Genomic DNA, 21,087 nt, shown 5'->3' on the forward strand with positions numbered 1-21,087 from the left:
AGTTATGAAAGAATATGATTTGATCATTGTTGGGGGCGGCCCAATTGGACTGGCTTGTGCAATTGAAGCTCAAAAGAAAAATCTAAGTTATTTAATTATTGAAAAAGGAGCTATTGTAAATAGTATTTTCAATTATCCTTTGTACATGACTTTTTTCTCTACCGCAGAGCGACTTGAAATTGGCGATATACCGTTTAATTGTCTTGCTCCAAAACCAGGACGTCAGGAAGCGTTGGAATATTACAGAAATATTCACCGTTATTTTAATTTTTCAATTCATTTATTTGAAAAAGTGACAAAAGTCGAAAAGCAGGAGAACACTTCTTTTAAAATTACAACTGATAAAGCTTTATATACCGCAAAAAACGTTGTAATTGCAACAGGTTTTTATGATATTCCGATTACAATGAATGTAAAAGGCGAGGAGTTGCCTAAAGTCAGACATTATTATAAAGAAGCGCATGAATATGCTTTTCGAAATGTTCTTGTTGTTGGCGCCAATAATTCTTCTGTTGATGCCGCTTTAGAATGTTGGAGAAAAGGTGCAAATGTAACAATGGTAATTCGCAAAAATGAAATAAATAGCCGAGTGAAATATTGGGTGAAACCAGATATTGAAAACCGAATCGCTGAAGGAAGTATAAAAGCTTATTTTGAATCGAATATCACTGAAATCCGAGAAAATGAGGTCGAAATTGCAACTCCAAACGGAAAAATTACTATAAAGAATGATTTTGTTCTAGCATTAACAGGATATAAACCTGACCTGACTTTTCTTGAAAAAATGGGAATTAAACTATCTGAGGACGAGCAAAAAACGCCAACGTATAATCCCGAAACAATGGAAACAAATATCGATGGATTATTTCTTGCAGGTGTCGTTTGCGGCGGAATGCATACTCATAAATGGTTTATCGAGAATTCCCGCATTCACGCAAATATGATCGTAGATTATATTACTTCGAAATAGAAATTAAAAAAGTTTGCCACGAATTCCATGAATTTGCACTAATTTTTAATTTTAAATATGATAAAAATTAATTCGTGTAAATTCGTGGAATTCGTGGCAAAAAAACTTTTAAGAACTACAAGAAAGCATTGAACAACCAACTTTAGAACGTGCCCAATCTGGTCGTTTTGCAAACCATTTTTCATATTCCGGTTGTTCATCATATGGCTTTTGTAAAAGCGAATACAACTCATTTATCAAAGAATAATCTTCTTGATCCGCTGCATCGATAGCCAATTGAGACATATAATTTCTCAAGACATATTTTGGATTAATTGCGTTCATTTTCTGTGAACGTTCTTGATCAGAAAGTTTTTCCGTATTTAATCTTTCGATATAAAGAACAAACCATTTTTTCCAGGAATCTAATATCTCACCCGAAATTTGCTCAGCGATGTAAAAGGAATCCTGAATTTTTTCGATTGCATTTTCAACAGAATCTGACTTTTGAACTTTGCTTAAATTTCTAAAAAAGATAGTCATATCGGTTTCAGATAATTGTAAAGTAGTTTCTAAATCATCAATTAGTTTGTCGTCAGTTTCACTTGAGGTAAACAATCCCAATTTACTTGAAAGCATAGTTTTATAATCAGAATTAAAATCTGTTATAAAAGATTCTAATATATCTTCTAAAGGTTTTGCTTCATTAATTAACGGATAAATTGCATTTGCTAGCTGATACAAATTCCATTGTGCAATTTGAGGTTGATTCCCAAAACGATATCTTCTGTTTTGACTGTCTGTTGTGTTTGGAGTCCAATTTGGGTCGTAGTTTTCTAACCAGCCATAAGGTCCATAATCAATTGTGATTCCATGAATTGACATATTATCAGTATTCATCACGCCATGAACAAAACCAACACGTTGCCAATGTAAAATCATTTCACGTGTTTTATTTACAACGGTTTTAAAGAATTGCAAATATTGCTCTTTTGGCTCTCCTTTTATTTCAGGAAAATAGTGCTTGATATTGTATTCAACAAACTGTTTTAAATTTTTGAGTTCATTTCGAGCTGTCAACATTTCGAAACTTCCAAAACGAATAAAAGATGGTGCAACACGACAAACGATTGCTCCTTTTTCATAAGCAGGATTTCCATTATACAGAATATCGCGTAAAACTTCGTCACCAGATAACATCAGCGAAAGCGATCGGGTAGTGGGAACTCCCAAATAATACATTGCTTCGGCGCATAAATATTCTCTAACAGAAGATCGCAAAACTGCTAAACCATCTGCAGTTCTGGAATATGGCGTTTTTCCTGCACCTTTTAACTGAAGTGTAAAAAACTCATTTTTATTCTCTACTTCTGTTAAATTAATAGCACGACCATCGCCCAATTGTCCAGCCCAATTTCCAAATTGATGTCCTGCGTAACACATCGCATAAGGACGCGTTTCCGGAAGGATTTCTTTCCCTGAAAAGACATTCAAAAAAGCTTCAGATTCAATTTCATTAGCCGTAATTCCAATCAATTCAGCAACTTCTCTAGAAGCGTGGATTAGTTTAGGACTTGATGGTTTTGTTGGATTTACATAAGAAAAAAGCGCATTAGAAACCTGACGAACTTCGTTTACTTCGTTTGGATCTGCAGGCAATTCAGCAGTAAATCTGTTATTTATTTTTAATTTTTTCATTTGAATTTTATTTTTTCACCACTAATCAAACAGATTAAAACGATTCTTTTTAAATCTCTAAGAGACTTATAAGTAAGTGAGGAGAACCATTCTAATCCATTCAATCTGTGGCAAAAACTTTTATTTAATCAATTAATTTGTCTGCGTACATTTTTTTTAATTTCTGTACTTTTGGATCAATTACAATCTGGCAATAACGTGCTTCCTGATTGTTGTTGTAATAATTTTGATGATCTTCTTCGGCATTATAAAACACTTCAAAAGCGGTTAATTCAGTAACAATTGGATCTTCATAAAATGGTTTAACTTCATCCAGAACTTTTTCAGCAATAGCTTTTTGTTCTGCGTCGTGATATAAAACAATCGAGCGATACTGTGTTCCAACATCTGCTCCCTGACGATTTAAGGTTGTTGGATCATGACTTGTCATGAATATAAAAATCAAATCATGATATGAAATTATGTCAGGATTAAAAGTTATTTCTATGACTTCTGCATGACCAGTTCTGCCTGTACAAACTTCACGATAAGGAGGGTTTTTAATAAAACCACCCGAAAAACCTGATTTTAAAGATTCTACACCTTTTAAACGCTGAATTACAGCTTCAATACACCAAAAACAACCACCACCAAAAGTGGCGACTTGTAAGTTTTTCATAAAATACTTTTGTTTAAGTTCTATTGCCCCATTAGTCCGATAGAATATTATGACAAATTATCAATAAAAAGGTAATTTATATAGATATACTGATCAGTTGTGTAATGTTTGAAGTTTACAATTGATAAATTCGCAATTCTATAAAAAAGCAATATATTTGCAATCAAACTCAGGCACACTAATGAATAGCAAAAATAATACCATCACTCTTGAGACTTATTTTCAGGATTTTAGACAGCATATTGTTGGGATTGGACAAGAATTTGACTCTCCATATGGCAGAAAAAAAATTGTTTACACAGACTGGACTGCCAGCGGACGCTTATATAGACCTATTGAAGAGAAACTTTTGAATGAATTTGGACCTTTTGTTGCCAATACTCACACAGAAACAACTGTGTCAGGTACTGCCATGACAAAAGCGTATCATCACGCAAGAAACATCATAAAACGTCATACTAATGCCAATAATGATGATGTTTTGATTAATGATGGAACTGGTATGACCGGCGTTATCAATAAATTTCAACGTATCTTAGGTTTAAAAATTCCCGAAAATTTAAAGGATTCCACTATAGTTCCTGCTGAGAAACGACCTATTGTTTTTATTTCGCATATGGAGCACCATTCGAATCAAACTTCATGGTTAGAAACTATTGCCGATGTTGAAATTATACCTTCTTGTGAAAAAGGACTTTTCTGCTTAGATACTTTAGCTTTATTGCTAGAAAAGTATGCTGACAGAACAATAAAAATTGCTTCTATAACTTCATGTTCAAATGTTACGGGTTTGAAAACTCCGTTTCATGAAGCTGCTAAATTAATGCACCAACATAATGGCGTTTGCTTTGTAGATTTCGCTTGTTCAGGTCCTTATGTAGAAATCGACATGCATCCTGCTGATCCTGAAGCTTATTTGGATGCTATTTTCTTTTCTCCACATAAATTTTTAGGAGGACCCGGAACTTCAGGAGTTTTGATTTTTAATAAAAAACTATACAATAATATGATTCCTGATTGTCCTGGTGGAGGAACAGTAAGCTGGACAAATCCTTGGGGCGAACATAAATATATCGATAATATCGAGGATCGCGAAGATGGCGGAACTCCTGGTTTCTTGCAGGTTATTAAAACTGCTTTGGCAATTGAGCTTAAAGAAGAAATGGGAATCGAGAACATTCTACAACGCGAACATGAGATTGTTGATTTTGTTTTTAATGAATTAGATTCTGTTGAGAATATTAAAATTTTGGCTGGTCAACATAAAAATCGTTTAGGTGTAATTTCTTTTTTCATTGAAGATCTTCACTTTAATTTAGGTGTAAAATTACTGAATGATAAGTTCGGGATTCAAACCAGAGGAGGATGCAGTTGTGCCGGAACATACGGACACTTTTTGCTGCATGTAGATCAGGAAACTTCGAATAAATTGGTTAATGAGATTACGATTGGTGATTTAATCAAAAAACCGGGATGGATTAGAATGTCTATTCACCCAACAACTACTGATAAAGAAATCGCTTATGTTTGCGAAAGCATCAAAGATTTAGCTAAAAACCATAAATCATGGGCTTTAGACTATTCTTATAATAAAAATACAAACGAGTTTATTCATAAAAATGCTAATTCGTTTGAAGATGAATTGGTTGCTGGTTGGTTTAAGTCGTAGCGTTATTTTACCGCAAAGTTCGCAAAGATTTGCGCAGAGATCGCAAAGATTCGATTCTTTAAAGTTTCAATGTATTCTAAACCCGACAGGTTTTTAAAACCTGTCGGGTTTATTGGTTTTTGAAATTAACCGAACTCTTTCGCAAAAAATACTAAGTTTGTTGTTTATTATTTTTTTCTAACCTTTTCTAAAACTAGTAATACATTTTAATGATAATTTTCAAAGATTTTGAGTCGTTTAACGAATATGTTGGATTAAAAAAACCAATCGATAATGATATCGATATTGGATATTATGATTCTATAAATATGCGATCTCAATCTGAACCAGTACAGGCAGATTTCTATCGTATTGGCATAAAAATTAATTATATAGATAAATCTTTATTGGTACCCAAACCAATAACGGCTATTTTCTTTAGCAGCCCTGATATGGTGAATGGCTGGAATGTAGAACCGAATTATACCGGAATGTATGTACAACTGTCTAAAAAGATAATTGAAGAAAACCGATTTTTATTCAAAACTTATCTTGATTACGGACAGCACGAAGCCTTATATTTAACAGAAAGTGAAGTTCAGGAAATAAGCACTCTTTTTGGTTTGATGCATAAATATTATAAAAGTGAAAAACAAAATTTCAAGGTTTTACTTTCTTATACTAACGTACTGATTTCTGTAATTGAAGATTTTTATAACAGGCAATTTTCTACAAACCCAAAAGAATACAATCGCATTGTAACTGATTTTCAGCAAAGTTTAAACGATTATTACAATCAACCTGCAAAACAACTTCCTAACGTTCAATATTTTGCTGATGAATTGGGCTTAACACCAAATTACCTGGGAGATATTATTAAACACTTCACAAATAAATCAGCTCTTGAGAATATTCATGAATTTGTAATAAAAAAAGCAAAAGACTTATTAGAAAAAGATAATTCGATGAATAATGCCCAAGTTGCTTATGAATTAGGCTTTGAGTATCCCAATTATTTTTCTAAGTTTTTCAAGAAGCAAGTTAATTTAACTCCCAAAGAATATCGGGAACAAATAAAAAATACCAATCTTTAATATTTTAAAAAGCACCTTTTTAAAGTGCTTTTTTTGTTATCAGTAATTTGTTTCTTTTTTACTGGTAATTTGTCTCTTTCCGACCAATATCCACTTTTTACTTTTGCAGAGTAAAAATTATTAAAATGGAAAAACAAAAGAGAGTACTATTAATCAATACGCATCTAACTTACCCAAATTGGACAGAAGGCAAATTAAACAACACTTTTATAGAAGTTGCGAAACATTTTTTTGAAACCAAAAATTATGAAGTTCTTGAGACAAAAGTTGAAAAAGGATACAATGCCGATGAAGAAGTTGAAAAACATTTAAGCGCAGATATTATAATTCTACAAACTCCCGTGAATTGGTTTGGCGCGCCATGGATTTATAAAAAATATACGGACGAAGTTTTTAACAGTGGATTGCACAGTCAAAAATTCCTTTCGGGAGATGGAAGAACGCGTGACGATTTGACAAAACAATATGGAAGCGGCGGAAATTTACACGGAAAGAAATTTATGATTTGCGCAACCTGGAACGCTCCTGAAGAAGCTTTTGGAAATCCAACTCAACAATTAATGCAAGGAAAAACGACATCGGATTTATTTTTGAATATTTCGAGTAGTTATCGTTTTTGTGGTTTTGATATTTCTCAGGATTATAATTGTTTTGATATTTTTAAAGGCGGAACTATAGAAAATGATCTTGAAAATTACCCTAAGCATTTGGCTAAGGTTTTTAATTTATAAAGGTGTAATTGGATTGATTTGACTTGAGAATTAACCGCAAAGTTCGCTAAGTTTTTTCGCGAAGGACAGTAAGTTTGTTGTGTTTACTTTGTCTTTTTTAAGTTTGTAAAGTAAACCTAACAGGTTTTTAAAACCTGTTAGGTTTGTTAGTTTGAGAATTAACCGCAAAGTTCGCTAAGTTTTTTCGCGAAGGACAGTAAGTTTGTTGTGTTTACTTTGTCTTTTTTAAAGTTCGCAAAGTAAACCCGACAGGTTTTAAAAACCTGTTAGGTTTGTTAGTTTGAGAATTAACCGCAAAGTTCGCTAAGTTTTTTCGCGAAGGACACTAAGTTTATTGTGTTTACTTTTTCTTTTTTAAAGTTCGCAAAGTAAACCCGACAGGTTTTAAAAACCTGTCGGGTTTGTTGTTTTTAAGAATAGTTGATAAGTTCACAAAGATTTGTCTTGAAAAAACATATAGTTCTAATTTAGCCCCGATAGAGCCGTTATCCTTTGAGAGGGACGAACAAAGATATAGGCGAAAGCGGGACTTAGGGTCTTGAAAAACCTGATTGATCTGCTCCAAAAAAAATCTTTACATAATCAAGCGAACGCCGCCAAGATCTGAAACTCTGTATGAGAATTTATTTCCCGGCGAACCTATAAACATAAAGTTTTTTGGAATTTTCCACTTTTGAGAAAGTTCATCTATAATATCCGGACCAAAAACGCCTTGTATTTCAAGATACTCAATATCGATATCGTCATAAGCGCGGTCTAAAACTTCAAGATCTTTTATTAAAGCTTCGTTGCTAGTGGAGTCACTTTTTACATGAACGATTTTTAGTTTTTTGGTAGTTTCATTATTTTCAACATATTGCAATACTTTATTGAGAATTGCAATATCATCGCCTTTGGTAAAAAAGACAAACTCTTGCGAATTGATTTCAACGCTCATTTTCTGTAAATAGCGATTACTGACAATAACTAATTTTCTAAGTGGCTGATAGAAATATTCTAAAGCCTGGATTAAAAGTCTTATCAGAATAACACGATTAAGCATGATTCCTATAAAAGCCAATGAAGGAACCATATATTTCAAAAAGGTATAAAACGCGTTAATATTCAATCTCATATTTCCTATGAAAGCGGCAATAATAAAGGAAACGGCAATTACAACGGCAATTCCACGAGCGCGTTCTGGTCTTGGTAATTTGCTTCGTTTGAATTTGAGCAGTAAATTTCCAATTCCGAATAATGCCATTACAGCCAGAAAAGAAAAGGTATAAACCCCTGCCAATGATTCTAAATGTCCGTTAGTGGCAAAAAGTACAGATATGCACAAAACAAGAAAACTTATGACAATTCGATAATGTGATCCTCTTTTGTTTTTCTTTAGAAAATAATTCGGAAGAATCCTGTCTAAAGTCATACGGTTTAATAATCCGGAAACTCCAACAAATGAGGTTAATACGGCTCCGCATAAAACTAAAACTGCATCTATAGAAATTAACCAGGCGAGCCAGGATCCTCCGGTTGTTTGTCCTAAATGTGCTAAAAGTGATTCTTTATTAGCGCCCACTTCGGTTAGCGGAATTACACTAATTAATAAAATGGCAATTACAGGATTGAAGAAACTAACGATCGCCCACATATTTCGTAACGTTTTTGAAAAAACTCCGTGTTCTTGTTCTTCGACAAAATTGGCTGAGCTTTCGAAACCTGAAATCCCAAGCATGGCAGCAGAAAATCCCAGAAAAAGTGCCGTTTTTATATTTCCGTAGGCAATTGGAGTTTCCCAGTTGATATGAAATGTGTCTAATCCATTATTTAAAATAAACCATAAAGAAGCTAAAACGAGTAGGGATAAAGTTGCAATATGAGTAACGAATATAATCACGGCAACAAACGCAGATTCTCCGATTCCTAAAATAGCAAGTCCGGTAAATAAGACCAGAACAACAACGGTTGCAATAGTAACATTTAAACTTTCAAAAATTCCGTGCAAATAATGCATTCCTTCTGAAGCCGAAATTACAGCGGTTGCCATGTATGACAAAACAGTTAATGTAGCTGCCAAAGAAGCTAATCGTTTGGTTGAAGTGTTTAATAAAACATTGTAGGCGCCACCATTTAAAGGGATTGCGCCAACGACTTCACCATAAATTCGTCTGAAAAGAAATAAAACTACAGCAACAATTAATAATGAAATCCAGGCATATTGACCGGCATATAGAATCGTTAACGCCGAAACATATAAACAGGAAGAGCTTATGTCGTTTCCGCAAATTGCCGTTGCTTGTAATTGATTTAATTTTTTGTGTACAATTTCTTTCATCGATATTCAGGATTAAAACACGATTAACACAATAAAAATAGTAACAGACAAACAAATTCTTAGAAAAGGCAGATAGATTGAATAGAAACTAAAAGTATATTTTAGCTAATGTGTATATTTAGAATATTCAATTTAAGAAAATTATTTGGATTCCTCAAACTTTCTAAGTGATGACAAGGCTTGTTGTTGAACTTTCTTTTGAAAAAAACCTGTCCAGCCTAATAAATATCCGGTTGGTCCAAAAGCTTGTTTTGACCATTTCCAAACATCAAAACTATCTGTATGCTTGATGATTAATCCGTCTTGAAACGAAAATTCTGCTGCAATTCTATTAACTACATTTCGGTTTGTTTTACTGAAATTGTAAGTTGCAACCCAATTTGCAGAACCAATAAATTCATCAGCTTTAACATTTGAAAATTCAATTTTTAAATTGCCTTTGCTTTTTATAAGCAGCATTTCCCACATTTTAGAAACTTGTTCTTCTTTTAATAAACCAAAAGCCGGATCTATAAAATGAACTTTTGGATGATAACATTCTGCCATCGTTTTAGCGTCGGCGTTTGCAAAAGCGGTGTAGAATTTTGTAATTAAAGCTTCGTTGGCGTTCATATGGAAAGAATTAGATTATAAATATAAGATTTAATTTATTAAATGTCTTATTGTAAAAGACTAATTTCTTTTGCAGTATCATATGATTTTTTTGATTTATCGTATGCTGTCGAAAAATAATTCATTTTATTGTATGCCGTAAAATATCCGGTTTGATTTCCAAAAGTAGTTGGACCACCTGCAATTATAAATCGAACTGCATAAATATCCGTTTTTTTAAGCTTCGCAAATTCGGCAGGAGTGAAGTAATAATACGCCGAAGTCTTTCCGTCAGAGCTTTCCTTTACATTTTTATCAACACAAGGAATTACATCGGCATTGGCCAAATCTACGTATAAACCTCCCGCAATTCTGGCTTTGTCATTGGCAGTTGCAACAGTGACTTTTAAAACTCCTCCTTTATCTGTTTTTGCAATCTGAACATTTGCTTCGCCGGTAAAGGCATATTTTTCACAAATGAAAGTATAATTTTGCGTTGCCGGAAAAGGTTTTGAATTATTTATAATCATCTTTTCCTGAGCATTTGCAAAACCAGAGATTAGCAATAATACAAATAGCGGTAGTCTTAAATTCATAGTTTTAGTTTATTGATCTGTTATTTTTGAATCAAATTTTTCATCCCAATCCATTGATTTTATTGCAGAAATTAGATTTTCTTCATTTACAAAAACACGTAACTCTTTGTTGGCTACTTTCTTGCTATATAAAGCATGATATCGATATATAACTTCTTGTTTTGTTTTGTAAACGCCATCTAATTTTAAGTCAATAAAACTTCCGTAATATTGTCTAAATCTCGTACAAGTTTTAGTCAATCGTTCCTCGGTCGTATTTTCCATAACCGTTTTGGTTACTTCAGTTTCATTAAAAGGTTTAAATTTTGATGTATTGCAAGTTTCCAAAACTCTTTTGCCCAATTCGTATGCTTTTTTCTGCTGATTTGCATTAATTTCGGCGCCGGAAACTTTCTTTACTTTTAAATCTTCTGTATCTCTCGTAATGGTTTTAGATTTACATCCAATTAATAACAACAAACATATAATCAATCCTGCTTTCTTCATAACTATTTAAGTAATTTTTAATAATAAGTTAGGGTCGGGACAGTTTTCTATATAAAAATTAAGGTCATTTGTATTGCAAACTCCGGGATAATCTCCCCAATATTCTTCAATATTTTTTATAATTTGAAAATGTACGTGAGGCGCATAATCTCCGTTAACGTCTGATTTTCCTAAAGTAGCAATTTTATCTCCCTTTTTAAATACAGTCCCAACACTAAGGTTTTCTATACTTTCTAACGATAAATGTCCGTATAAAGTATAAAAAACTTCATTTTCAATTTCATGTTCCAAAATAATCGTCGGGCCATAATCGCCTAAACCTTCATTATTTTTAAAACTATGAACTTTTCCGTCAAGCGGAGCCAAAACAGCAGTATTCGCTTTTGTCCACAAATCCAGACCAATATGAATGTTGCGTTCCGGTATAGAATCATTTTTGAAAATTGTACTTCTTTGATACAAAGTCCGTCCTTCGATATATCCGCCAAAAGCAACTTCTGCATTATTTTTTTCGAGATAATTAGAAATAAAAAGCTCAAATTCGGCTGCGTTTTCAGGCTTTGATTCCATTAATTCCTGATTCGTAACCGATAAATCCAAAGCTAGGTATTTTGAAAAATCGATACTTGAATCAATTACTTTAGTAGGTGGTAATGTTTTTAAGATAGAGGCAAGAGGTTTCATAAAATTTTAAATTTAGGCAACTTTTTCAATTATTATTAATTCATTATGTACTTCTATGCGGGGCAGCATTTTTGAAGTAAATAATTCAGGGTTAATTTCTGCAATATATTTTCTGTTTCGAACATTATGTGCTTCATCAAGAATCATGGTATTGAATAAAATAAAACCCTGATCTTTTAAAAGTGAACAAACACGATCACTAAAAAATTTCTCAAACAAAAAATTTGGCATATTAATGTCTTCAAAAATATCAATGATTATCAGATCGTACTTCTCTTTTGTTTTCAAAACAAACTCAAAAGCATCGTCAATAACAACATCAAGCTGTTTTATTTGATTAAGGTTGAAATATTCATTGGCAATCTGAATCATATCAGAATCGATTTCTACGCCAGTGATTTTACCTTTATATTCCACTTCGTCTACCAAAGTTTTTATAACACTTCCTCCGGCAACTCCAAGTAATAAAACATGATCCATTTCAAGAATTGTTTTATAACCAATATTTCTAAGTCCATACCTTAATATACGCTGTAGACTTCCATAAGAATAATTTGTGTTTTCAGAGTCTAAAACTAATTCTCCATTTGCCCAGGTAACCTCAATTATTTTACTTCTGGCAGATTTTTTTTTAAATATTTTAATTGGAATTAGATAACTGAATAATTTTTGAATCATTTTACGGGCTTTTACTCAAAATTACCACTTTAAATCTTTTATTTTGCATGAAAAAATAAATTTTAATGAAAAAACAATTCTATAAATTCATCTTTTTTAAGCTAATGGGCTGGAAAATAGTAGGAATAGAAAATGCTGAAGTTAAGAAATGTATCCTAATGGTGATGCCTCATACAAGTAATCATGATTTTTATTTGGGAATTTTCACTCGAGGAATCTCCGGACTGGAAATGAACTGGGTTGGAAAGAAGGAATTATTCAAATTTCCTTTCGGATATTATTTCAGAAGCGTGGGAGGAGAACCATTAGATCGATCCGGCGGACTGAACAAAGTTGACTCTATTGCTGCAATTTTTGAACGCAAAGAAGTTTTTAGATTGGCAGTTGCTCCGGAAGGAACTCGTAAAAAAGTAAAAGAAATTAGAAGCGGATTTTATTATATAGCGCTCAAAGCAAATGTGCCAATTGTTCCGGTTGCATTTGATTGGGGTAAAAAAGAAGTTAATTTAGGAAAACCATTTTTTCCGACTGGCGATTACGAAGCCGATCTTCAAGTCTTGAAAAAGCATTATGATGGAGTTATCGGTAAAATTCCTGAAAACGGATTTCAACTCTAAATTTTAAGTGTTTTTTCAATTGCGTGAGAATCCCTTAAATAAAAAATATTTTAAAAAATTTTCAAATACGCGATTTTTGTAAATCATGGGGCATATGCCTTAAATGTCCCATTTTTGTAAAAAATCACAATTTTATCAATTTCACCTTCTTCTGAAATTACATTTTGATTTTTTGCTTCCGTCGAATATCTAATCGGAGGTTTTTCTTCTTCCTTATAATTTATTTGCGAAAACAAATCGACTGCTCCAAAATTCTCATTTGGTGAAGTAGGGGAGTTTGTTTTTTCGGTTTCTAGAGTTTCATAGTTTTTTACTTTACTAACTTCCTCTTCGATTTTAGGGAAACTTCCTTTCCCATTCAGCAACCAATATAGATCTACATCAGGAAAAACTTCTAAAATTTTCATGACAAAATCTAAGCTAGGTTTGTTTCTTCCGGAAAGTAGGTGAGACATACTGGAACGCTGCACACCAATTCTATCAGCAAAAGCAGAAGCATTGATACTATAATAATCCAATATAATTTCCAGTCTTTTTACAAAATCATCGATGTTTACCATTGTAAATTATTATAATTAATTTCAGTGTTTACAAATGTAATTAAAAAGGATTGGATAACCTATTTTACAGTTGTAAATTCATTTTTAAAGGTATTTTAATTACAATTAATACTTTATATAGGCATATTTAATTGATTAATATTATGATAGTTATAATTATTTAATTAAAGCAATAACATTTGTTAACTACAATAGAATCAAGGATTCAATAAAAGGCGTTTTTCTTGTTTACATTTCTAAATTATCTTTATTTTTCACTGTTTACAATTGTAAAAATAAAGATGTTTACTTTTGTAAACTAATCAAAAGACAATGAATTTAGAAGAATTATTTGACCAATACAAAGAACAATCTATAGCAGGTCGTTACCTGACATTAGATCATATTAAGCCTCTACTAGAAAAATTAAACACTAATAATCAAGTCAAAATTATTGGCACTTCGGTTTTAGGAGAACCTATATATAGTTATGAAATTGGTACTGGAGAAACGCGTATTTATCTTTGGTCGCAAATGCATGGAAACGAAAGCACAACGACAAAAGCGCTTTTTGACTTTATTAATGTATTAAATAGCGGATCAGAATTTGCGGAGAAAATGCTCAAAACATTTACTTTCTATAGTATTCCAATACTAAATCCTGATGGTGCGAGACTTTATACACGTGAAAACGCCAACAAAATTGATTTAAATCGCGATTCTCAAAACCTGACACAGCCAGAAAGCAAGGTTTTGAGAGAAGTTTTCGAGACTTTCAAGCCAGATTACTGTTTTAACCTTCATGATCAACGAACTATTTTTGGCGCAGGTGAAACTGGAAAACCGGCAACAGTTTCCTTTTTAGCCCCTTCTTATAACGAAGAAAGAGAGATAAATGATAACAGATTAAAAGCCATAAATGTGATCGCAGGAATCAACGATGTACTACAAAAATACATTCCTGGACAGGTTGGACGTTTTGATGATTCATTCAATATCAACTGTATAGGAGATACTTTTCAGTTTTTGGGAGTACCAACAATCCTGTTTGAAGGTGGACATTTTCCTAATGATTACGATAGAGAAATCACCCGAAAGCTCCTATTTTTCTCACTTATTACGAGTTTTAAACTGATCGGCGAAAACGATTTAGTTGATAATAGAATTCATGATTATTTGAATATTTCACAAAATAAAGTGGTTTTTTATGATTTTATGTATAAAAATATCAAAATAAATTATGATGGTATCGAAATTATTACGAATTTTGTCGCACAATACAAAGAAGAATTGATTGAAAATAAGATTCATTTCAACGCTTACATAGTTGAAGTAGGTGAGTTGGAAAATTATTTTGGACATTTTGAATATGATGCAAAAGGAGCGGTTTATTCAGATGACTTTACAAATTTTCCGAAAATGAATCAAAAAGCAGATTTTTATTTAGATAAAAATGTTAAATTTGTTAACGGATTGATAAAAAGTTAATTTTTATGTGAATTTGTTGTTTTTTATATATATTTTTATACTTTGTAATAGCAATTAGTAATATTAATTAAAGAATTATGAGTAAATTTCGTTTAGATGAAGTAGATCACCAGATTTTAGATATGTTAATAGACAATACGAGAGTTCCGTTTACTGACATTGCAAAAAAACTATTGATTTCTGCTGGAACAGTACATGTTAGAGTAAAAAAAATGGAAGACGCAGGAATAATAATGGGATCTTCATTGGCCTTAGATTACGATAAATTAGGGTACTCATTTATTGCTTATGTTGGTGTATTCCTTAATAATACGTCTCAAACTAAATTTGTATTAGAGCGCATCAATCAAATTCCTTTCGTTACAGTTGCGTCTGTAACTACTGGTAAATTCAATATTTTTTGCAAAATCAGAGCAAAAGATACTAAGCATGCAAAAGAAGTTATCTTTATGATTGACGATATTGAAGGCGTTTACAGAACAGAAACAATGATTTCATTAGAAGAAAGTATAAACGATAAGAAGCGTTTGATGCATACTATTTTTAAAAATATGTAATATTTTCTTGAATGCTATATTAAAATATAACCTCAAGTTTATTCTTGGGGTTTTTTTATGACTAATTAACCAACCAACTACAACACAATTATGTACACGTTACCCAAAATTGAGCGTTTTAATCAAGATGTTCTTTCTAAATACCACATTTATAATAGTGTTTTTATAACATTACCATTTGATTCTATAGATAATACAGGAGCTTTACTTCCTTTATTTACAGAAACTTGCGAAACGGGATTTAAAAAACAGGAAACTCCTAAAGAAATTTTTAATTATTTCTCTGACAGATACTTAAATAATGCATCAGAATCAGAGAAAATTGATTTAATGTTTCGATTTATTCAATATATCGAACGTCAAATTGTATTATTTGACGCGATCGAAGATGCTGCTTTTCCAGAAGTTAACAATATGGAAGGGCGTGGATCTTTGCGTGATATCAAAGAAAAATCAGATGCAAAAGAAAAAGACGATCAATTAATCGAATTTCTGGAAAATTTTAACGTTAGAACTGTTCTTACAGCGCATCCAACGCAGTTTTATCCTGGGCCCGTTTTAGGAATTATAAATGATTTGACCGATGCAATTCGTTTAAATGATTTATTAAAAATAAAACAATTATTAGCACAATTAGGTAAAACGCCTTTTATCCAAAACGAAAAACCAAATCCATATGATGAAGCGGTTAGTTTGATTTGGTATTTAGAAAATGTTTTTTATGCAACTTCAGGAGAAATTGTTCATTATTTGCAGAAAAATATTCTTGATGGAAATGCAATTCAAAATCAATTAATAAAACTTGGATTCTGGCCAGGAGGAGATCGCGATGGAAATCCTTTTGTAACTACAGATATTACTTTGAAAGTTGCAGACCGTTTAAGAACTTCAATCTTAAAGTGTTATTATATCGAAATGAGAAGTTTAAAACGTAAGTTAACTTTCTCAGGTGTAGATACTTTAGTGGCTGATCTTGAACATAAACTTTATCGTTCAGTATTTTATTCTAAAGGAGAAATTTACATCACTTTAGAGGAATTATTATCGCAATTAAACAAAATAAGAGAGATTATTATTGAGAAACATCAATCATTATATTTGGATGAATTGGAAGCTTTCTTAGTAAAAATTAATCTTTTTGGTTTTCACTTTGCAACTTTAGATATTCGTCAGAATAGTAAAATTCACAATATCGTTTTTAAAGATGTTGTAGATTATTATTTAAATTCCGGTTCAGATGTTTTCCCAAAGAATTATTTTGAATTATCTGAAAATGAAAAATTAGTAGTTTTATCGAATGTTAAAGGAGAATTAAATCCTGCAGACTTTGAAAATGAAATTACACAATCTACTTTAGAATCTGTTCAAGCAATTAAAACAATTCAGAATGCGAATGGTGAGTTTGGTGCAAATCGTTATATTATTAGTAATAACGAAAGCGCATTAAACGTAATGGAAACTTTTGCAATGATTCGTCTGAATAATTGGGAAAATCCTACGGTAGATATTATTCCACTTTTTGAATCAGTTGATGATTTGCAAAATGCGCATGAAATCATGGAGCAGTTATATACTAATTCGGAATATTCTAAACACTTGCAAGCTAGAGGGAATAAACAAACAATCATGTTAGGTTTCTCTGACGGAACCAAAGATGGCGGTTATTTAATGGCAAACTGGAGTATTTATCAAGCTAAAATTGCGCTTACCGAAATCTCAAGACAATACGGAATTAAAGCTATTTTCTTTGATGGACGTGGTGGACCTCCAGCTCGTGGTGGTGGAAAAACTCATAAATTCTACGCTTCTCTAGGTCCAAAAATTGAAAATAACGAAATTCAAATCACAGTTCAGGGGCAAACGATTAGTTCTAATTTCGGAACTTTAGATTCTTGTCGTTATAATATCGAAAATTTATTAACTGCCGGAGTTACGAATCAGGTTTTTAGTAAAGGAAAAAATGAGTTAAGTTCTGATGAAACTCAAATCCTGACACAATTGGCAGATTTAGGTTACGAGAAATATTTAAGTTTCAAGAATCATCCTAAGTTTATTCCGTATTTAGAGAAAATGAGTACGTTGAAATATTATTCTAAAACAAACATTGGAAGCCGTCCTTCAAAAAGAAGTAAATCAGAATCATTAGATTTTGCTGATTTGAGAGCAATTCCATTCGTAGGATCATGGAGTCAGTTGAAACAAAACGTACCAGGATTTTTTGGAGTTGGTACAGCTTTAAAATATTTTGAAGAAAATGGTCAATGGGATAAAGTACATGATTTATACCATAATTCATTATTCTTTAAAACGTTGCTTGAAAACAGTATGATGTCATTGGCAAAATCATTTTTACCATTAACAGCATATATGAGAAACGATCCTGAATTTGGTGAATTCTGGCAAATTATTTTTGATGAATTTCAAGAAACAAAACGCCTTTTATTGAAAATTGCAGGACATAAAACCTTGATGGAAAATTATCCTGATGGTATAGCATCAATTCAAGTAAGAGAGCGTATCGTATTGCCACTCTTGACAATACAACAATATGCTTTATTAAGAATCAATGAGTTGAACAAAGAAAATACTCCGAATGAGGATTTAGTTAAAGTGTACGAAAAAATCGTTACAAGATCTCTTTTCGGAAATACAAATGCTAGTAGAAACTCAGCGTAATAAAATTATAAGATAAAAAAAGTTGTAAAAATGAATGCAGATCAATTAATAGAAAACGAGTATTCAGGCGGATTTGCTACTTATATTAAAGAAGCGGGAAACGTAAATTTGTTTGAAGAATTAGAAATCTCTTTGCATGATTTTATAAAATTTGTTCAAAATATTCCAATGGACAAATTTGACTATCGTTATGCTGAAGGAAAATGGACAATTAAAGATATTATCCAACACATAATGGATTGCGAGCGAATTTTTGCTTACCGTGCTTTACGATTTTCAAGAAATGACAAAACTCCTTTGCCAAGTTTCGAAGAAGATGATTACGCAAATAGTACAGATGCCGGAAGCAGAAGTATTCAGAGTTTATTGACCGAGTTATCAGCTTTAAGACATTCTAATTTGTTATTTTTCAAAAGTTTATCTGAAGAACAACTAAAAAGAATCGGAACGGCTTCAGGAATTCAAATTTCTGTTCGCGCTTTAGGTTTTACTATTATCGGACATCAAAAACATCATCAAAAAGTTTTTGAAGAAAGATATTTGTAAATTTCGAATAAACATAAAAAAAAATCCTGTGAAGTAAATTTCACAGGATTTTTTGTTTTCAAAATCTTGTCATTTCGACCGAAGGGAGAAATCACACAAGAAACTCCGTTCCTAAAGTTGCTAATCTTTGTCGAATTACTAGTGTGATTTCTCCCTTCGGTCGAAATGACAAAAAAACGAGAAAATTATTTTTTCAATTCTAATTTTTTCAATCTGGAATTTATTGCACCTTCATTTCTTCCTAACAAAACCGCTATTTCTTCCACTTTCTTTCCTTGATAAAAATTATGAACAAGATTTGCATCTTCCTCTGAACTCCATTTTTTATAAGCTTCAGGATTTTCTAATCTTTTCTCATCCACTGAATAAGCTTTAATTTTTAGCTTTTCATCGTCATCTTTGTGTCTTTCAATAAAAGCTAATCCAAAACGAATTTTATCATAAGACATTTTTTCTTCAAAATGATCGTAATATGGTTTTAAAGCTGCTGGATATTCAAGTTCTACTTGAGCTTTATGCAATTGTTTAACTTCTGTATCTGTAACAAACTGGCTCAAATCTAAATCTTCGCCATCTATATACAGTTTGGCCAAATGCGAAACAATTGTTGATTGTCCCAAATTTCGTTTTTCCGCAATTTCTTCAATACTATTTCCTTCTTTAAAAAATGCTAAAGTTGTTTTATAGGTATTGCTTTCTTTTTTAACTTTTGCTTTTTCTGTTTTTACTTTTTGATAATAAGTAATCGCATCTATAAACTCCTGACCATATTTTTCCAGTTTCGCTTTACCAACACCATCAATAGCAAGAAATTCTTCGTCGCTCATTGGACGCAATGTTTCCATTTGCCTTAAAGCAGCATCACTAAAGATCACATAAGCCGGAACTTCTTCATCTTTGGAAATCTCATAACGCAATTTTCGAAGTATTTCAAAAAGTGAATTTTTAGCAGCTTTAGGTTTTGCTTCTTTGATTTCGTTTTTGTCAATTACTTTTTTAACAACCGTTGTTAGTTTTACTTTTTCTCCTTCGAATAAAACTTTCTTTGCAAAAGGAGTTAGCAAAATTTTATTGTGTTGGTGAAACGCAATTTCGCAATATCCAAGATTTATTAGCTGTATTAGATATTGATTCCAATCGTACCACGAAATGTCGGCGCCAATTCCGTACGTTTTTAAGTCTTGATAATTTTTTTCGTAGATATACGCGTTTCTCGAGCCGCGTAAAAAATCCACAATCACCGCCAAAGACTCTGATTCTTGTAAACGACTGATAGCTGACAATGCTTTTTGCGCGAGAATCGTACCATCGAAAAATTTTGGAGGATTTTTGCAAATATCGCAGTTTCCGCAATTCTCTTTAACCAATTCACCAAAGTAAGAAAGCAGAATTTTTCTACGACAGCTCAATGCATCTGCATATTGTTTCATTCTTTCTAATTTTGCCAACTGAACATCTGAGTTCAATCCTTCTGAAGCAAATTTTTGAAGTTGAATTACATCAGCATAACTTTCGAATAAAACCGTTTCGGCAGGTAAACCATCACGACCTGCACGACCAATTTCCTGATAATAACCTTCTATGTTTTTAGGTAAATTATAATGAATCACCCATCGAACATTGGATTTATCAATTCCCATTCCGAAAGCAATGGTTGCGCAAACTACTTGGCAATCATCATTAATAAATTCATCTTGAGTTTTTGCCCGAAGTTTATTTTCTAAACCAGCGTGATATGCTTTTGCTTTAACACCATTTTTTTGTAGTTTTTGGGCAAGTTCTTCTGTCGTTTTTCTGCTTAAGCAATAGATAATTCCAGATTCATTAGGTTTCTTTTCGACAAAATCAATGATTTGTTTTACACGATCTAATGCCGGACGAACTTCTAAACTTAAATTTTTTCGATCAAAAGAAGCTACAAAGGTCTTTGGGTTTCTTAATTTTAATTGTTTAGTAATATCTGTACGCGTTGCTTTATCAGCAGTTGCAGTCAAAGCCAGGACCGGAGTAGAAGGGAAGCGGCTTTTCAAATATCCTAAATTGGTATACGCCGGACGAAAATCATGCCCCCAGGATGAAATACAATGCGCTTCGTCAATCGCAATCAAGCTGATTGTCAATTCATTAAAAACGACATCTAAATAAGACAAACTCTCTGGCGCTATATAAACAAGTTTGAATTTATTAGATTTTAAGTTGTCAATATAAAATTGTTGTTCTTCACTTGATTGACTACTATTGATATAACAAGCATTGATTCCATTGGTTTTTAAACTATCAACCTGATCTTTCATCAAGGCGATTAATGGAGATATTACTATTGTAATTCCTGGTAAAACTAAAGCCGGTAATTGAAAACAAATTGATTTTCCTCCACCAGTTGGCATAATCGCTAAAGTATCCTGACCAGAAAGAATTGTATTTATAATTGTTTCCTGATTTGGTCTGAATTTTTCAAAACCAAAATTCTCTTTTAGCTTGGCGTGTAATATTTCTGAGTTCATTTGGCAGATATTTTCATCATTGTTTTGAGT

At 32.2% G+C, this 21,087-nt stretch carries 19 protein-coding genes; 9 read left to right on the forward strand and 10 right to left on the reverse strand.

Translation table 11 applies throughout. From position 1 onward, the window contains the following. Window positions 1–4 precede the first annotated feature (4 nt). Complete coding sequence (locus tag C8C83_RS22345; protein WP_121330761.1) at window positions 5–970, forward strand: YpdA family putative bacillithiol disulfide reductase; 966 nt, start codon at window positions 5–7, stop codon at window positions 968–970. A gap of 108 nt (window positions 971–1,078) precedes the next feature. Here C8C83_RS22345 and C8C83_RS22350 read toward each other — a convergent pair whose 3' ends face one another. Together C8C83_RS22350 and msrA are read right to left on the reverse strand one after the other, a co-directional pair. Next, window positions 1,079–2,647, reverse strand: a complete 1,569-nt coding sequence (locus C8C83_RS22350) for a protein adenylyltransferase SelO (protein WP_121330762.1) — start codon at window positions 2,645–2,647, stop codon at window positions 1,079–1,081. Between the two features lie 124 nt (window positions 2,648–2,771). After that, window positions 2,772–3,305: a peptide-methionine (S)-S-oxide reductase MsrA gene (gene msrA / locus C8C83_RS22355; protein ID WP_121330763.1), complete on the reverse strand. Its 534-nt coding sequence runs from the start codon at window positions 3,303–3,305 to the stop codon at window positions 2,772–2,774. Window positions 3,306–3,486: 181 nt separating this feature from the next. Between msrA and C8C83_RS22360 the strand changes: the two genes are divergently transcribed. From C8C83_RS22360 to C8C83_RS22370, 3 genes are all read left to right on the forward strand, one after another. Then, window positions 3,487–4,974, forward strand: a complete 1,488-nt coding sequence (locus C8C83_RS22360; RefSeq protein ID WP_121330764.1) for an aminotransferase class V-fold PLP-dependent enzyme — start codon at window positions 3,487–3,489, stop codon at window positions 4,972–4,974. Window positions 4,975–5,183: 209 nt separating this feature from the next. Beyond that, the gene (locus tag C8C83_RS22365; protein WP_121330765.1) at window positions 5,184–6,047 is read left to right on the forward strand and encodes a helix-turn-helix domain-containing protein; all 864 of its coding nucleotides are present in this window, start codon (window positions 5,184–5,186) and stop codon (window positions 6,045–6,047) included. Between the two features lie 125 nt (window positions 6,048–6,172). Then, window positions 6,173–6,778, forward strand: a complete 606-nt coding sequence (locus C8C83_RS22370) for an NAD(P)H-dependent oxidoreductase (protein ID WP_121330766.1) — start codon at window positions 6,173–6,175, stop codon at window positions 6,776–6,778. A gap of 574 nt (window positions 6,779–7,352) precedes the next feature. Here C8C83_RS22370 and C8C83_RS22375 read toward each other — a convergent pair. From C8C83_RS22375 to C8C83_RS22400, 6 genes are all read right to left on the reverse strand, one after another. After that, on the reverse strand, window positions 7,353–9,095 hold the full coding sequence (locus C8C83_RS22375) for an APC family permease (RefSeq protein ID WP_121330767.1): 1,743 nt from the start codon (window positions 9,093–9,095) through the stop codon (window positions 7,353–7,355). 141 nt (window positions 9,096–9,236) lie between these two features. Further along, window positions 9,237–9,707 (reverse strand): nuclear transport factor 2 family protein, encoded by a 471-nt coding sequence (locus C8C83_RS22380; protein ID WP_121330768.1) that lies wholly within the window; start codon window positions 9,705–9,707, stop codon window positions 9,237–9,239. Window positions 9,708–9,754: 47 nt separating this feature from the next. Further along, window positions 9,755–10,282 (reverse strand): hypothetical protein, encoded by a 528-nt coding sequence (locus C8C83_RS22385; protein WP_121330769.1) that lies wholly within the window; start codon window positions 10,280–10,282, stop codon window positions 9,755–9,757. 9 nt (window positions 10,283–10,291) lie between these two features. After that, the gene (locus C8C83_RS22390) at window positions 10,292–10,768 is read right to left on the reverse strand and encodes a hypothetical protein (RefSeq protein ID WP_121330770.1); all 477 of its coding nucleotides are present in this window, start codon (window positions 10,766–10,768) and stop codon (window positions 10,292–10,294) included. 6 nt (window positions 10,769–10,774) lie between these two features. Continuing rightward, window positions 10,775–11,452, reverse strand: coding sequence for a peptidoglycan DD-metalloendopeptidase family protein (locus C8C83_RS22395; RefSeq protein WP_121330771.1), 678 nt, complete (start codon window positions 11,450–11,452; stop codon window positions 10,775–10,777). A gap of 12 nt (window positions 11,453–11,464) precedes the next feature. After that, window positions 11,465–12,130, reverse strand: coding sequence for a fused MFS/spermidine synthase (locus C8C83_RS22400; RefSeq protein ID WP_121330772.1), 666 nt, complete (start codon window positions 12,128–12,130; stop codon window positions 11,465–11,467). 65 nt (window positions 12,131–12,195) lie between these two features. Here C8C83_RS22400 and C8C83_RS22405 point away from each other — a divergent pair, with 65 nt between their 5' ends. Then, a complete protein-coding gene (locus C8C83_RS22405; protein WP_099712514.1) occupies window positions 12,196–12,747 on the forward strand; it encodes a 1-acyl-sn-glycerol-3-phosphate acyltransferase in 552 nt (183 codons plus the stop codon). A gap of 83 nt (window positions 12,748–12,830) precedes the next feature. Here C8C83_RS22405 and C8C83_RS22410 read toward each other — a convergent pair whose 3' ends face one another. Further along, window positions 12,831–13,307, reverse strand: a complete 477-nt coding sequence (locus tag C8C83_RS22410) for a helix-turn-helix transcriptional regulator (protein ID WP_132011910.1) — start codon at window positions 13,305–13,307, stop codon at window positions 12,831–12,833. A gap of 312 nt (window positions 13,308–13,619) precedes the next feature. Between C8C83_RS22410 and C8C83_RS22415 the strand changes: the two genes are divergently transcribed. The 4 genes from C8C83_RS22415 to C8C83_RS22430 all read left to right on the forward strand — a co-directional run bounded on the left by C8C83_RS22415 (window position 13,620) and on the right by C8C83_RS22430 (window position 18,553). Then, complete coding sequence (locus tag C8C83_RS22415; protein WP_121330774.1) at window positions 13,620–14,774, forward strand: M14 metallopeptidase family protein; 1,155 nt, start codon at window positions 13,620–13,622, stop codon at window positions 14,772–14,774. Between the two features lie 77 nt (window positions 14,775–14,851). Next, the gene (locus tag C8C83_RS22420; RefSeq protein WP_007805990.1) at window positions 14,852–15,331 is read left to right on the forward strand and encodes a winged helix-turn-helix transcriptional regulator; all 480 of its coding nucleotides are present in this window, start codon (window positions 14,852–14,854) and stop codon (window positions 15,329–15,331) included. Between the two features lie 90 nt (window positions 15,332–15,421). Beyond that, on the forward strand, window positions 15,422–18,007 hold the full coding sequence (locus C8C83_RS22425; protein WP_121330775.1) for a phosphoenolpyruvate carboxylase: 2,586 nt from the start codon (window positions 15,422–15,424) through the stop codon (window positions 18,005–18,007). A gap of 30 nt (window positions 18,008–18,037) precedes the next feature. Continuing rightward, complete coding sequence (locus C8C83_RS22430; protein ID WP_121330776.1) at window positions 18,038–18,553, forward strand: DinB family protein; 516 nt, start codon at window positions 18,038–18,040, stop codon at window positions 18,551–18,553. A 185-nt stretch (window positions 18,554–18,738) separates the two neighbouring features. On the opposite strand, the gene recQ is transcribed toward C8C83_RS22430, so the two are convergent. After that, on the reverse strand, window positions 18,739–21,057 hold the full coding sequence (gene recQ, locus C8C83_RS22435; RefSeq protein ID WP_121330777.1) for a DNA helicase RecQ: 2,319 nt from the start codon (window positions 21,055–21,057) through the stop codon (window positions 18,739–18,741). Between the last annotated feature and the right edge of the window lie 30 nt (window positions 21,058–21,087).

It is taken from the genome of Flavobacterium sp. 90, from assembly GCF_004339525.1.
GTDB lineage: Bacteria > Bacteroidota > Bacteroidia > Flavobacteriales > Flavobacteriaceae > Flavobacterium.

Excerpts from the sequence above, each read along its gene's own strand:
- C8C83_RS22345 (WP_121330761.1), top strand. The coding sequence starts at position 5 with ATGAAAGAATATGATTTGATCATTGTTGGGGGCGGCCCAATTGGACTG.
- C8C83_RS22350 (WP_121330762.1), bottom strand. The coding sequence starts at position 2,647 with ATGAAAAAATTAAAAATAAATAACAGATTTACTGCTGAATTGCCTGCA.
- msrA (WP_121330763.1), bottom strand. The coding sequence starts at position 3,305 with ATGAAAAACTTACAAGTCGCCACTTTTGGTGGTGGTTGTTTTTGGTGT.
- C8C83_RS22360 (WP_121330764.1), top strand. The coding sequence starts at position 3,487 with ATGAATAGCAAAAATAATACCATCACTCTTGAGACTTATTTTCAGGAT.
- C8C83_RS22365 (WP_121330765.1), top strand. The coding sequence starts at position 5,184 with ATGATAATTTTCAAAGATTTTGAGTCGTTTAACGAATATGTTGGATTA.
- C8C83_RS22370 (WP_121330766.1), top strand. The coding sequence starts at position 6,173 with ATGGAAAAACAAAAGAGAGTACTATTAATCAATACGCATCTAACTTAC.
- C8C83_RS22375 (WP_121330767.1), bottom strand. The coding sequence starts at position 9,095 with ATGAAAGAAATTGTACACAAAAAATTAAATCAATTACAAGCAACGGCA.
- C8C83_RS22380 (WP_121330768.1), bottom strand. The coding sequence starts at position 9,707 with ATGAACGCCAACGAAGCTTTAATTACAAAATTCTACACCGCTTTTGCA.
- C8C83_RS22385 (WP_121330769.1), bottom strand. The coding sequence starts at position 10,282 with ATGAATTTAAGACTACCGCTATTTGTATTATTGCTAATCTCTGGTTTT.
- C8C83_RS22390 (WP_121330770.1), bottom strand. The coding sequence starts at position 10,768 with ATGAAGAAAGCAGGATTGATTATATGTTTGTTGTTATTAATTGGATGT.
- C8C83_RS22395 (WP_121330771.1), bottom strand. The coding sequence starts at position 11,452 with ATGAAACCTCTTGCCTCTATCTTAAAAACATTACCACCTACTAAAGTA.
- C8C83_RS22400 (WP_121330772.1), bottom strand. The coding sequence starts at position 12,130 with ATGATTCAAAAATTATTCAGTTATCTAATTCCAATTAAAATATTTAAA.
- C8C83_RS22405 (WP_099712514.1), top strand. The coding sequence starts at position 12,196 with ATGAAAAAACAATTCTATAAATTCATCTTTTTTAAGCTAATGGGCTGG.
- C8C83_RS22410 (WP_132011910.1), bottom strand. The coding sequence starts at position 13,307 with ATGGTAAACATCGATGATTTTGTAAAAAGACTGGAAATTATATTGGAT.
- C8C83_RS22415 (WP_121330774.1), top strand. The coding sequence starts at position 13,620 with ATGAATTTAGAAGAATTATTTGACCAATACAAAGAACAATCTATAGCA.
- C8C83_RS22420 (WP_007805990.1), top strand. The coding sequence starts at position 14,852 with ATGAGTAAATTTCGTTTAGATGAAGTAGATCACCAGATTTTAGATATG.
- C8C83_RS22425 (WP_121330775.1), top strand. The coding sequence starts at position 15,422 with ATGTACACGTTACCCAAAATTGAGCGTTTTAATCAAGATGTTCTTTCT.
- C8C83_RS22430 (WP_121330776.1), top strand. The coding sequence starts at position 18,038 with ATGAATGCAGATCAATTAATAGAAAACGAGTATTCAGGCGGATTTGCT.
- recQ (WP_121330777.1), bottom strand. The coding sequence starts at position 21,057 with ATGAACTCAGAAATATTACACGCCAAGCTAAAAGAGAATTTTGGTTTT.